11 protein-coding genes are annotated in these 13,224 nt (G+C 64.1%); 2 read left to right on the forward strand and 9 right to left on the reverse strand.

Annotated elements, in window-relative coordinates; genetic code table 11:
- Both MKI86_RS12695 and MKI86_RS12700 read right to left on the reverse strand, forming a co-directional pair.
- Positions 1 to 1,335 (reverse strand): phosphatase PAP2/dual specificity phosphatase family protein, encoded by a 1,335-nt coding sequence (locus MKI86_RS12695; protein WP_241601277.1) that lies wholly within the window; start codon positions 1,333 to 1,335, stop codon positions 1 to 3.
- Between the two features lie 7 nt (positions 1,336 to 1,342).
- Entirely contained in the window at positions 1,343 to 3,079 is a 1,737-nt protein-coding gene (locus MKI86_RS12700) for a bifunctional alpha/beta hydrolase/class I SAM-dependent methyltransferase (protein ID WP_241601278.1), read from the reverse strand.
- A gap of 119 nt (positions 3,080 to 3,198) precedes the next feature.
- Here MKI86_RS12700 and MKI86_RS12705 point away from each other — a divergent pair, with 119 nt between their 5' ends.
- Entirely contained in the window at positions 3,199 to 3,795 is a 597-nt protein-coding gene (locus MKI86_RS12705) for a CDP-alcohol phosphatidyltransferase family protein (RefSeq protein WP_241601279.1), read from the forward strand.
- On the opposite strand, the gene MKI86_RS12710 is transcribed toward MKI86_RS12705, so the two are convergent.
- The gene (locus MKI86_RS12710; protein ID WP_241601280.1) at positions 3,792 to 5,108 is read right to left on the reverse strand and encodes a replication-associated recombination protein A; all 1,317 of its coding nucleotides are present in this window, start codon (positions 5,106 to 5,108) and stop codon (positions 3,792 to 3,794) included. The two genes, MKI86_RS12705 and MKI86_RS12710, sit on opposite strands and share 4 nt — an antisense overlap.
- A 152-nt stretch (positions 5,109 to 5,260) precedes the next feature.
- Positions 5,261 to 5,800: a flavin reductase family protein gene (locus tag MKI86_RS12715; protein WP_241601281.1), complete on the reverse strand. Its 540-nt coding sequence runs from the start codon at positions 5,798 to 5,800 to the stop codon at positions 5,261 to 5,263.
- 229 nt (positions 5,801 to 6,029) lie between these two features.
- Between MKI86_RS12715 and MKI86_RS12720 the strand changes: the two genes are divergently transcribed.
- Positions 6,030 to 6,644, forward strand: coding sequence for a hypothetical protein (locus MKI86_RS12720; protein ID WP_241601282.1), 615 nt, complete (start codon positions 6,030 to 6,032; stop codon positions 6,642 to 6,644).
- An 8-nt stretch (positions 6,645 to 6,652) separates the two neighbouring features.
- Here the strand turns inward: MKI86_RS12720 and MKI86_RS12725 are convergent, their stop codons facing one another.
- The 5 genes from MKI86_RS12725 to MKI86_RS12745 form a co-directional block, all read right to left on the reverse strand.
- Positions 6,653 to 8,026: an FAD/NAD(P)-binding protein gene (locus MKI86_RS12725; RefSeq protein WP_241601283.1), complete on the reverse strand. Its 1,374-nt coding sequence runs from the start codon at positions 8,024 to 8,026 to the stop codon at positions 6,653 to 6,655.
- Positions 8,027 to 8,167: 141 nt separating this feature from the next.
- Entirely contained in the window at positions 8,168 to 9,181 is a 1,014-nt protein-coding gene (locus MKI86_RS12730; RefSeq protein ID WP_241601284.1) for a CorA family divalent cation transporter, read from the reverse strand.
- Between the two features lie 9 nt (positions 9,182 to 9,190).
- Entirely contained in the window at positions 9,191 to 10,099 is a 909-nt protein-coding gene (ppk2, locus tag MKI86_RS12735; protein WP_241601285.1) for a polyphosphate kinase 2, read from the reverse strand.
- A gap of 154 nt (positions 10,100 to 10,253) precedes the next feature.
- Positions 10,254 to 11,714, reverse strand: coding sequence for an FAD/NAD(P)-binding protein (locus MKI86_RS12740; protein ID WP_241601286.1), 1,461 nt, complete (start codon positions 11,712 to 11,714; stop codon positions 10,254 to 10,256).
- Between the two features lie 2 nt (positions 11,715 to 11,716).
- Positions 11,717 to 13,129 carry an LLM class flavin-dependent oxidoreductase gene (locus tag MKI86_RS12745; protein ID WP_241601287.1) on the reverse strand — a complete coding sequence of 471 codons (1,413 nt, stop codon included), beginning with the start codon at positions 13,127 to 13,129 and terminating at the stop codon, positions 11,717 to 11,719.
- Between the last annotated feature and the right edge of the window lie 95 nt (positions 13,130 to 13,224).

The following is a 13,224-nucleotide window of genomic DNA, read 5'->3' on the forward strand; positions in this document are numbered from 1 at the left end:
TCATCGCGCTGCCTCATCGATCACAGCATAGGCCTCGACCGGCAGATGAACCGGCCGGCCGGCGGCCCTGATCTGCGCCACCGCAATAGCCGCACTTGCCGCATACCCCATGCGAACCAGAACGCAGGCAGCAACCACCGCACTGCGCTGGAAACCCAGCGCGCAGCAGATGAGGACGGGGCCGTGACGGCGGGCCTCCTCCACGGAAAGCGTGGCTTCACGGATGCGGCCGGCAGACAACGACAGGAGATCGAGGGACGGGAATGCGCGCCAGGCAAGCCCCGGCACCACGAGACCCGGCAGCTCTGCCGTCATGTCGATCACCGTCGCGATCGTCGAAAGCGTCTTTCGTTCGGGAAACCGCCCGAGCAGCACACCATCACCGATTTTCACCGTCGCCGGAAGCCGGCGCGTCCACCAGAGCATGTTGAGCCACGCGCCGAACCGGTAAGGCATGAGCAGCCAGCGGCTCGCCAGGCTGACACGGCCGTCGGTAGCCTTCTGGAAAACCGCCTCGCCCGCCCCCGCATAACCGAGAGCCACGATGGCAAGCGCCAGCGCCGGCCAGAGCAACAACAGCCCGGCGCCGTAACTGTGCGTCGTGAGGATCGCCAGAATGAGCAGGATCGCCGCTGCGGCTGCGTAGAAGGTGGCAAGCCGCCGCGCCTTTGCCTCCACGGCCCACCGGAAGCCGGAAAGCGGCGACTTTCCGCTCGAAGGAAAAAGCCAGAGCGCAAAAAACCCGAGAAGCGCGCCGGCTGGAATGTCCAAAACATGATGCTGCCATGTCGTCAGCACGGAGATTCCGATTAGAGCGCTCCAGAGATGCCAGATCATTCTGGCTGCGCCGGCAAAGCGACCGCGCCAGTGATCCCAGATGATCACCAGAAGCGCGATATGCAGCGACGGCGCCTGGTTGAACGGCTTATCGAAACCACCGAGCACATCAAACATGAAACCCGGCAGCCCCTCCGTCGGCGGTCGCACGAAGATAGCCTGGAGCGGAAACGCGACGAAACAGGCGATGGCTACGACCTGTGCCGTCAGATAGCGCCGAGCCAGCCGGCCGACCGCCTCCGGCGTGTCGTTCACGAACAGCGAGATGGCATAGAAGGCATTGATCGACCAGTAGGGCACGATCGTCCAGGCGAGGAAGGGGATGTGACGTTCCCAGCCGAACGCGACGTTCGGCACATCGGATCGCAGTGAGGCCAGCCAGTTCGCCGTGCCGTAGGTCAGGTAGAAGAATGGCGCCAGGAAAAGCAGCCAAAGCGCCGCCGCGCGCAACACGGCGCGGCGCTGGCTCCCGGGCATGGATGCGACCCCCTCCCCCATGATGGCCTCAGATGCGTTCGGCCAGTGAGACGGTGAAGATGCCCCACTTGTCGATGCGCTGCTCGATCTTGCGGAAGCCCGCCGCGGCCACGAGTTGGTCCATCTCCTGCTGCGTGCGACGGCGCATGATCCAGGCCTCGCCGCCTCGATGGGAGGTCAGCGCCCGGGCAATCATCTCCAGCTGCGGATGCCAAGGCTGGCCAGTATAAACGAGCAGCGATCCCGGCTCCAGCGCACGGCCCAAGCCGGCAAGCGAGGCCTCGATCATGGCATTGTCCGGGAAGAGCTCGTAGAGGCCGGAAACGATGGCAAGCGTCGGCTTCGGCTCGATGGACGCAAGGCCTTGTGTATCGAAGGCATCCGCCCGATGGAATGCCGCGCTGTCTCCAAGGCCCCGCGCCGCGATCAGCGCCGTGCCTTTTTCTACGTTGATCGGCGAATAATCCTGCAAGCGGATGCTTTCCGGCTTCACCTCGGATGCGGCGACGGCGTCGAGCACATACCGCCCATGGCCGGCGGCGATGTCGAGAACGCGCAACGGTTTTCCTTCGGCATCGAGACGCTTGAGCGCCTTGCCGATCACTTCCTCAAGATGCACCTTTCTCTGGCGGATACCGCGCCAGCCGATGGCATCGAGGAACTGCCGGTCGATGAAACGTCCGCCCGGACCGAGCCCGCGTGCCTCGTCCTCATAGACGTAATCAAGCGTGGAGCCGGAATCGAAGCCGGTACGGCCGCCGGTCGCGAGCCCCTTGGAGAACAAGCCGCCCAGGCGGATCGAGGCGCGCGTGAGCGCCCAATAGAGGCCGCGCAGCGACAGCAGCGGCAGGGGCGTCGCCAGCCGGTCGGCCTCGTCACGGGTGTAGCCGGAAAGATGGGCGCCCCGCACATCGGCCACGACGGGCGGTTCGGCAAAGCGGGCGAGGAGGAAAGTGCGCACCTTCTCCAGCGCCTTGGCCCGATCCCGCTCGCCCAATGTGTCATGATAGAAACCGGGCAACACGTGGCGTTCCTTGCTCGTGGCACCGAGGTTTTCGAAGAAACGATGTTGCGGCGCGTGACGAACGACGAAGTCGCTGCCGGAGATCAGGACTTGCGTCGGTACCGTGATGGCGCGGGCATCCGCCACCACACGGTCGGCAGCCTCATAAAGCTCCAGCAGGATGTTGGACGCGATAGGGCGCGTGATCAGCGGGTCGGCCTCGAACGAGGCAATGCGCGCGCGGTCATGTGTCAGGAAGCGCGCCTTGACGTAGGAATTGACGAAGAAGGTACCCTTTAGCTTCTGCCAGAGCGCAATGCCCTCCTTCGCGAAGGGAACGTAGAGCTTGACGTCGAAGGCCGGCGCGGCCAGCACGAGCGCACGGATATCCGGCGCATAGTCATGCACCCAGGTCGCGGCCAGCACGGCCCCGACGCTCTGGGCGACGACGGCGATATCGCCGATTGCAAAACCGCCGGTCTCCATAATGTGCCGGACGAAGCAATCAAGGTCGCGCACCGAATGGGCAAACGACGGCGAAAAGCCGCGTTCGCCGGGTGAGCGGCCGTGGCCGCGCGCATCCCAGGCGTAAAAGGCGAAATCGTCCAGGCCCAGTTCATCGACAATATGCGCCATCCGGCCGCCATGTTCGTGGCCGCGGTGCAGAAGGACGATCGCCCCCTTCGGCGTGCCGGAGCGGGCCGGCCAGTAACGGTAGAAAAGCTCTATTCCGTCGTGGCTGGTAAACGTCGATTCGATCATGCCTGTCCTCGTTTCGCGTATGAACACACATCCTATACGGATGAGACCGCCTGTTTGCAGTTGATTTCATACCGCCGCACCTGCATTTGTTGAATCGAGCGAAGCGGATTCAAGCCCTTATGTCGATCTATAAACTGAAATCGTCCTTCCAGAACCTGCTGCGGCCACTGGTCGGGCGTCTTGCGGAGCGCGGCGTCACCGCCAATCAGGTCACGCTTTTCGCGGCCATCGTCTCGGTCGGAATCGGTGCACTTCTCTTGGCCAATCCCCAACCCGCGCTCTTCGCGCTGGTGCCGCTCTGGATGTTCCTACGCATGGCGCTGAACGCCGTTGACGGCATGCTGGCGCGCGAGCACGACCAGAAGAGCGCGCTCGGCGGCTATCTCAACGAGATCACCGACGTCGTTTCCGACGCCGCGCTTTACCTGCCCTTTGCGCTGGTCGCACCCTTCTCGCTGCCGTGGCTGACGGCCATCGTGTTCCTGGCGACGCTCACGGAATTCACGGGCGTTTTGGGCGTCGCGCACGGCAAGGGCCGCAGCTACGAGGGACCGATGGGCAAGAGCGACAGGGCGCTGCTTTTCGGCGCGCTCGGCGCGCTTGTGGCCGGTTTCGGCACCCTGCCGGACTGGACATGGCATATCCAGCCCATGGCCTGCGTCCTGCTCGCCTGGACGGTCGTGAACCGCGTGCGGGCAGGCCTCGCCCCGTCCTAGCGCTTCGCGCCGAACCGGCCGGGCGTCGGTCGCCCTGTCACCTGCTCCCAGTGTTCGTCCGCACGCCGCTCGAAGGTCGCGGCATCGCGCGCATCGCTCTGGTAAAGCGCGCCGCGGGGCACATCCGGCGCATAGACCTGCTCGCTCCAGCCGCGCCCGTCATCATGCGGGAAGGCGTAACCGACATGGCCGAGTGCTGCCGCGCCCTTGTAATGCGTATCGCGCAGATGCATCGGCACCGCCGACGGCGCTTCGTTCGCTACATGCGCAAGCGCAAGCGAGATACCCCGACAGGCGGAGTTGGATTTCGGTGCCCGCGCGACATGAAGGGCGGCATGGGCCAGCACGATCTGCGCCTCGGGATAACCGATCTTCTCCACGGCATGGAGGGCCGCAACCGCAGTCTGCAACGCGGTGTTGTCCGCAAGCCCGACATCCTCGGAGGCATGGATCATGATGCGGCGGGCAATATAGCGCGGATCTTCGCCGCCATGGATCAGCCGCGCAAGCCAGTAGAGCGTCGCGTCGGGATCCGAGCCGCGCATCGATTTGACGAAAGCCGAGACCACATCGTAATGCGCATCGCCCGAGCGGTCGTGATTGACCGGCGCAGCCGCATAGGCTTCCTCCACCATCGCTTCGGTAATGACGACGGGCTTGCCGGGCGCGTGACCGACAGCCAGGCTTTCAAGAACCGTCAGCGCACGGCGTGCATCCCCGCCGGACCGGCCGGCAATGCGACGTAGTTGTTCGGGCGGGAGATCGACAGCGACGCCGTTTGCGGCGAGGTGTTGCAGGCCACGCCGCACGACCTCTTCCATTTCCTCGATCGTCAGCGGCTCCAGCTTGAGAATGGTGGAGCGGGAGATGAGAGCGGGTGTCAGCGTATGATAAGGATTGCCCGTCGTCGCACCGATGAAGTCTGCAACGCCCTCCTCACATAGCGCAAGCAGATGATCCTGTTGCGTGGCGCTGAAGCGATGCACCTCATCCGCGAAAAGCAAGGTCGGGCGCATGCGCGCCTCGTCGGCGATCTTGCGGATATCGGCGACATTGTTGTGCGCGGCATGCAGCGGGCGGAAGTTCTTGCCGAGCATGTTGCCGATGGCGCGTGCGATGGATGTCTTGCCCAGGCCCGGCGGTCCGTAGAGGATGATGCTGCCGAGCCGTCCGGCCGCAATGCGCCGGCGCAGCATGGTACCCTCGCCTATCACCTTCTGCTGACCAATGACGTCATCCAGCGTCGACGGACGCATTTCCGCGGCCAGCGGCATGGAGCCCGTGCGCGGCGCCGCGTCGAAAAGATCGGACATGGGACCTCCCGTCGAAAACCAGTGCAGGCGGCGGGCGTGACGGAAAACACGCCTGCCCGGCCGATGACTGTCGTCTATCGAGCGCGGCAGGCGGGGTCAAAGGCATTATTCGGCTTTCCGGCCGGCGGGCGACGTGTTTCCGGCGTCCGTCGTCAAGCGACCGCGTGGTAGCGTCCATCCTGATATAGTAGCGAACGGCCCGTGCCGAGGCGGATAGCCAGCACGGTGCCGATGACGATAACGTGGCTGTGCCGCTCGATGGCCTCTTCGACGACACAGTCAATCGCCGCAACGGCATCGACCAGCAGCGGTGCGCCGCTGACGGCCGTTGTCCACTCGGCGCCGCGATAACGGGCCGGCCCGCGCAGGCCGCCGCGGCCGGCGAACTGGTTGGCGATCTCCTCATGGGCCGCCCCGACGATGTTAATCCCGAAATGACCGTAGCGCTCGACCACGGGCCATGTGGAGGACGAACGGTTGAGAGAGACCAGCATTCGCGCGGGCTCGACGGACAGGGCGGTCGCGGAGGTCACGGTGGCTCCTGTGCGCGTTTCCCCCTCGCCCGCCGTGATGATGCTCACGCCGCCGCCAAGCGTGCGCAGGGCCGCCTTCAGGCTGTCCGCATCCGTTGGCTGGTTGAGCAATGCCGTGTTTTCGGCGTTGAAAAGAATGTTTTCGACATGCGCGTTCATCGTTCCCGCTCCGGCAGAGACTTCGAATGGTGAAAGGCATAGCAAACCCGGCAGGGCATCAGCAGGCACGTCTTTCTTAATTTGACTATTTTTATAGAAAATATGCACTCTGTGCGTCTGCCTCTATGCGCCCTGTTTTGTGTCAGGCAACACGATTGCGGGTCGCGTCCATCGAAAATTCCGTCTGTCATGCTACGTTGGGGAAGCGCCCGACATGCCGGAGCCAACTATGAGTTTACAGAACCGCGTCACACCCTTTGGCGAGATCGTCGCCATTGCGCAACGAGGCCTTTTCACGGGCAATCGCGGCATCATCCACGACCCCGCTACCCGTACTTTGTTGAAGAGGCGCTGGACGAGCAAGGCCTGGATCATCTGCGACTGCGATTTCAAGAACGTCCGCCGCGACGTGATGAGCACGCGCAGCTGGACGGAGCTTTTCTTCCTGGACGAAGCCGTTGCCCTTGCCGCGGGGCATCGGCCCTGCTTCTTCTGCCGCCGGCCACAGGCCGAACAGTTCCGCGCCTGCTATCCGGCAGAACAACCCTCGGCCCGGGAAATCGATGCTCAACTCCATGCCGAACGTCTGGAAAACGGGCAGAAGCGCCGGCATCCCATGGAGGGTCCGCCGTCCGCCCTGCCGGACGGTTCCGTTGTCGCGGCCGGCACGGACGCCTACACAATGCGCCGCGGTCACGCCCATCGCTGGACCGTTGAAGGGTATGCGCCTCCGCGAGGCCTCGATCATGCCGACGGCCTGCTGACACCGCCCTCGACGGTCATGGCGCTGCGTGCTGGTTACCGTCCAGTCTTCCACCCGTCCATCGACACCGTGCTCCCGTAAGAGGGCTGTCATTCGGCCCGAACGACATCGACGCCGATGAGTTGACGCTCGGCGAGAGCCGACGCCGCCGCATAGGCCTGCGTCACGATCTGCGGCACGAGGTCGATATCCGGCAGACTGCCAAGGCCCAGCGGCCCCATGGCGAAAAGACCTTCGAAACGATCCTCGCCATTCACCACGCGGCCGCTGGCATCGACAAAGACGCCGAGGTCGAGTTCGTCCCGCTGCGCGACGCCGGTGGAGAACAAAGCCCTGAACAGCGACGAATCCAGATCCGCCGACCGAATGCGACAATCGATCGTCACGTCGGCGGCAAGAACCTGTAGGCCTCCGGCCGTCGACAGGAGCACCCCGTTTGTCGCGATGCGCTCGACCTTGCCCTTTCGGACGGTAATCGCGCCGCTGGCGATCGCCTCACGCAGACGTGCATACTGGGCGGGCGGCAGACGGTTTCGATGGCTGTCATAGATCGGCTTGACGTGCCGCTTGAAGCGTCGGCGCTCATCCGGCGTCAATCCTCTCCAGAGATCGCCTGCCCGTTGACGGAAATCGTTCATGATCCCCTGCCAGCCGGATCCGTCCACGGCCGCGCGGTTGGCCGCTTCGCGCAGCGAGCGGAAAGCCCCGCGCAACGTGTTTGGGAAAGGCCTGTCCGACACCACAGTGCCGACGGCAGCCGCGGTATGCGGTTGGGGCAGGAAACCGGACGCGGAAATGAGCGTCACATGCGCCGCGCCGCCGGACGCCAACAGGCGAAGCGCGCGATCGACCGCATGAACCCCGCCGCCAATGACGATCGCCTCTGCGGTTGCTCCCTGCGCAGCCGTGTCCTCGCGCCCGTCGCGCAGGCCATAACCTGTCGCCAGGAACACCGCATCGAAGCGCGCGCGCTCCCCGCCGGAGAAGACATTCAATCCGCCTTGCGCGTGCCGCTCGACGGCGGCCACGCTCTCCGCGCTGACCTGCATGATGACGTCGGTGCGCCCGCGCAGCGCCTCGGCGAAGCGCTGATAGACATACGCACTGAAAATTTCACGGGGAACGAACGCATGGTCGACCGCGCCAGCGGCGCCTGTCTGACCACCCGCATCCCAGCGACCGTCCGTTTCCAGCCAGGCCCGAAAATCATCGCGCAGGATCGGATCGATGGAGAGATCCCGTACCCGGCTGTTCAGCAGCGGCGATGCCGCATGGGCGATGCCTTCGCCGCCATCGATCCTTGGATAGGGATCGTGCAGTACGAGGTGGAACGGCCTGTCGAACGTCTTCAGCAAGGCAATTGCGGTCATCATGCCGGTAAAGCCGCGACCGACCACGGCGATGCGGGCAAGGGCTCCGGTCTCTCGCGATTGCTGGGCGAAATGGCTTGGAACAAGCGTCATCTGTCGGCTCCTCTCCTGTGTTGCATCAGGCGGTATTCCAGGGCTCGCCCCACGCGGGACGAGCGGTGACTCTGCATTTCCCTACTAAAACAATAGAATTTAGATGAGATTGCAAGCCCCTTTTTCGCGGTCTCGCAATCCTCAGAAGCGCAGGCTGATCCCGGCACGCCGCAGCAACCAGTAGAAAAGTCCGGTCGCGGCGATCCCAAGTGCCACGGCCCAGCCGAAACCCGAATCACCGTGGCTGAATGGCAAGCCGGCCGTGTTCATGCCGAAGACGCCCACGACAAGCGTGCCGGGCAGAAGAAGCGCGCTCATGATCGCCATCGCACGAAGGCTGCGGTTGGACTCATCGGCAAGCTCGGCCGCCATTTCCTCCTGAAGCAGTCGGGCGCGATCATTGACGGTGACAATTTCGCGATCCAGCCTTTCGAGACGCAGGGAAAGCCTGCGCAGCACGGCATGAGCGGTTTCCGACAGCATCCAGCCTTCGCGGTCCTCCTCATCGAAGAGCGCCACCATGCCGGCGACGGGCCGATGCAGGGAGACCGCAAGACGGCGGACCTCCTTCAGGCTGCGCCGTTCGTCGCTCAGCCGTTCGGTGACGATACGATCCTCAATGGTATCGAGCAGGCCCGAGGCCTCCTTGAGCCGAAGATTGGTGTTCTTGCAGAAGGCGGCGACAATGCCTTCGAACAGTTCGTAGGCCGTGGCGGGCGCAAATCCCTCGGAGAACGAGCGGCGCACCCTATCCACCGCGGCGAGCGGATGACGCCTCGCCGTGACGAGAAGCCGGTCGGTCAGCGCGAAATGCAGCCGTCCGACGACAGTCGTCACGCGTCCCATGTCCTGTTCCAGGTCGACCACGACGCCGTGGGTGGTGCCCGCCTCATGGCCCAGCACCAGGCTCTCGTCGTGCCCGTCGAGGACGGCACGTGCGGCGATGGGAAGGGCACAGCGCCCGGTCAGCCAACCGTGCATGCGCTGATCGACGAGATCGACATGCAGCCAGACCCACCCGCTGCCATCGGCCAGTGCCGTATCGAGATCCTGCGGCGCGATCGGCCGCACGCGGCCGCCGCCTTCTCCACGCCATGCGCCGACGAGCCCGGGCGCATGTCCGCTTTCACTCTCATTCAGAAGGGCCAGGGACATGACCGCGCGTCAGAAAACCTCGGGAACGTACATTTCGTCCGGCGGCTCGCGGCGGATGTAGTCGTCGTGCCGCACGCGCTCGGGCAAGTCGACAGCGGCCTTCGGCACATCCTCGTAGGGCACCTGCGCAAGAAGGTGGGCAATGCAGTTCAGGCGCGCCCTCTTCTTGTCGACGGCCTCGACGATCCACCAGGGTGCCTCGGGAATGTGCGTACGTTCCAGCATCTCTTCCTTGGCCTTGGTGTAGTCCTCCCAGTGAACGCGGCTTTCCAGGTCCATCGGAGACAGCTTCCATTGCTTCAGCGGATCATGGATACGCATGCGGAAGCGGAATTCCTGCTCGTCGTCGGTGATCGAGAACCAGTATTTGATAAGGATGATGCCGGAGCGGACGAGCATGCGCTCGAATTCCGGCACCGACCGGAAGAATTCCTCCAGTTCGTCGGGCGTGCAGAAGCCCATGACGCGCTCGACACCGGCGCGATTATACCAGGAGCGGTCGAACAGCACCATTTCGCCGGCCGTCGGAAGATGCGGCACGTATCGCTGGAAGTACCACTGATTGCGCTCGCGCTCGGTCGGTGCAGGCAGCGCGACAACGCGGCAGACGCGGGGGTTAAGCCGCTGGGTGACGCGTTTGATGGCGCCGCCCTTGCCGGCGGAATCACGGCCTTCAAACAGCACGACCACCTTGAGCTTCTGGTGCTGAACCCAATCCTGAAGCTTGACAAGCTCGTGCTGAAGGCGAAACAGCTCGCGGAAATAGATGCGGCGCTCCAGCGTCTGCGCAGGCGCCTCGGACATGCCCTCAGAGATGAGGTCGTCCAATCGGTCCTCCTCGATCTGCATTTCCAGCTCCTCGTCGAAGCTGTCGGCAATTTCCGCCTTGATGCGGTTCAGATGATTATCGTTGAACATGACCGGTATCCGCCAATGGAAGCTGCGCCCGGAAGCGGCCGCCGCCGGGGTCAGTGAGGCGCGTGCGGGCCGGGAGGCCAGCATCGGCGCGGCTTAGAGATAGGAAGGCTTCATGAAGGTATTGTGACGGCAGCCACGTGCATGCCGTCGCGCCTCAGTCGATCCGGCATTCCCCCGCCGTGACCGTTTGCGAGGCAGGCCGAGCCAGTGCCGCTGCGACCCGCTCGGCCACGAAGACTGCATGCTCCGTCACCTGGGGAAGGCCCATCAGTTCCCCGAACGTGCCGCGGGCAAGCGGTCCGGCGACGTGGATATCTCCGACGTTGACGCCGTCCTCGCCGATTGCGCGGCTTTCGGCATCGACCGCTATGCCGAGACCGACGCTGTCGACCTTCAGAACGCCGGCCTCGGCAAGTCCGGCAAGAAAGGGCTGGCTGGACAGGATGCTGCCATGCCCCGGCCCTGTTGCCAGCACGACGGCATCGTAGCGCCCTTTAAAGGGCAGACCGCCGCGGCGCGGGCGAAAAGTGACCGCGATCGTGTCGTCCGGTTCGCGGACGACCGAAACAAGCGATGCCGCATGAAAGCCGAGACCACCAGTCGAAAGACGCTGCTCGATGGCCGCCTCGACCTGTGGGGCGATGCGGAAGCGGTGGACATCCCAGTAGGGCCGCAGAAAGCGCACCAGCCGTCTTCGCTCGGCAACCGGCAAGGCGCGCCAGATGTCGCCACCTTGAGCCCGCAGCGGATCGAAGACCGCATGCCATGTCACGCCGTGCGCCTCCGCAACCGCGATCGTACGACGAACCCGCCGCAACAAAGCACGCGCCGTGCGGCTCGGCGGATCGACGAACTCGCCGAACGGCTCCTGCGGGAGCAGATTGTGGCCGCGCGAGCGCAACCCGCGCCGGGAAACAGCGGTAATAATGCCGGAATGGCCGGCCGCGTCGAGCGCCGCGATGATGTCGGCCGCCGTCAATCCCGTTCCCACGATAAGCACACGGTCGCGCGGACGGATCGCCGCGAGCGCCGATGGGCGCGTGGCGTCCGCGACGTAACGAGGGTGCCCGGCAAGCGCCCGCTCGATGGCAGCCGGCGCCTGCGGCCCCGGATGGCTTGTCGCCAGGACGAGGTGGTCGGCCACGAGGCTGGTGCCATCCTCCGCCTCGATCCGCCATGCCTTGCCTGCCGGCTCGATTGCGACGACGCGCGCCCTGTGATGTTCGACAGCGCCCGCCGCCAGAAGCGGCTGAAGGTGGGCTGCAACGTAACGCCCAAAGGTCGAGCGGCGCGCGAAGACGTGCCCATCGGGCGTCGTCGCTTCCGCATCGTCATCGAGCGCGCCTGTCTCGAGCAGCCAATCCTGAAAATGTTCTCCCTGGCTCGGAATGAGCGACATGCGCGACGCCGGCACATTGATGCGATGGACCGGTTCGGCCGTGTCATAGGCAAGTCCGCCGCCGAGCGTGGCACGCGGCTCGTAGACGACGATCCGGACAGCCGCTGCACCTACAAGACCGTCGAGATGATAGGCCAAGGCCGCCCCGGTGAAGCCACCGCCGATGATGGCGAAGACAGGCGGGGCCAGTCCTTTGTGCTGGAAAGGCACGGTCATGCTCACCCCGCGATCTTCACGGCCGGGATCACCTCGGCTTCGCGCTGTTTCAACGCCTCGATATCCCTGTAGCTCTCCGCCGGGTGGGACTTCGGCAGATATGGCCCCTCCCTGAAGAGCTTCTCCCGCAGCGTTCCCGGCTTGTAGGCCGTGGGATAGGCGCCGCGCTTCTGCAGTTCTGGCACGATATGACCGACGACATCCTCGAAACTGTCCGGTGTGACGGCATAGGCGATGTTGAAGCCATCGACATCGGTATCCGCCACCCATTCCTGCAGGATATCGGCGATGCGCTCCGGCGATCCGACAAAGACCGGCCCCATGCCACCGATGCCGCCGAACTGTGCCAACTCGTCGATGGTCCACGACTTGTCGCCGCCGGCAATGTGCTCGACGAAGGAGTGGATGGCGTTGGTCTCGATCCTCTCCACCACGTCGGTCGGCGCATACTGCCCGAAATCGATGCCGCTCCAGCCCGACATGAAGGTCAGCGAGCCATCATAGGACACGTAGCCGCGGTAGTCCTCGAATTTCTTCTGCGCCTTCTCTTCCGTTTCGTCCGTAATGATGGTGACGAGCGTGTAGATATAGACCTTCTTCGGATCGCGGCCGGCGTCGGCAATCCGCTGGCGAATGTCGGTGACATAGGCCTTGAGCACGGCCTTGGTCGGCGCGGCCACGAAGATGCACTCGGCGTGCGCGGCGGCGAAAGCCTTGCCGGGGCCGGACGCACCGGCCTGATACAGCACCGGCGTGCGCTGCGGCGACGGCTCCGTCAAACCGTAGCCCGGCACTTCGAAATACTTGCCCTTGTGAGCGATCTCGTGAACCTTTTCGGGATGGGTGAAGATGCGATTTTGGCTATCGCGCACAACGGCGCCCTCTTCCCAGGACCCTTCGAGGAGTTTGTAGAGCACTTCGAGATATTCGGCGGCGACTTCGTACCGGTTGTCATGCCGGCGAAGACCGCCCTGCCCCACATTCTTCGCCCCGCTCTCCAGATAGGAGGTGACGATATTCCAGCCCACGCGGCCCTTTGTGTGGTGATCCGCCGTCGCAAGCCGCCGCGCGAAGGTATAGGGGTGTTCGAAGGACGTCGACGCGGTGATGCCTATACCCAGATGCTTCGTGGCAAGCGCGATCGGCGCTGCCAGCTGGAGGGGATCGTTCACGGGAATCTGCGCGGCCTGGTGGATGGCATGGTAATTCGAACCCTTGTAGACATCGTAGTAACCGACGACGTCGGCGATGAAGATGCCATCGAAGACGCCGCGCTCCAGCGTGCGGGCAAGGTCCTGCCAGTAGTCCAGGTCCTTGTACTTCGAGGACTTGTCGCGCGGATGCGCCCACAGGCCCGGTGACTGGTGGCCCACGCAGTTCATGTCGAAGGCGTTGAAGCGAATGTGGCGTGCCATTTGTGTCTCCAGCGGTGGGGAATGCCGAGTGGCTTCCAGTTCTGGCTGAGAATAATGCTCCGGCTTATTAAATACAGAAATTCCATATTTTATAT

The sequence above is a fragment of the Shinella sedimenti genome, assembly GCF_022601905.1.
In the GTDB taxonomy this organism is placed as follows: domain Bacteria; phylum Pseudomonadota; class Alphaproteobacteria; order Rhizobiales; family Rhizobiaceae; genus Shinella; species Shinella sedimenti.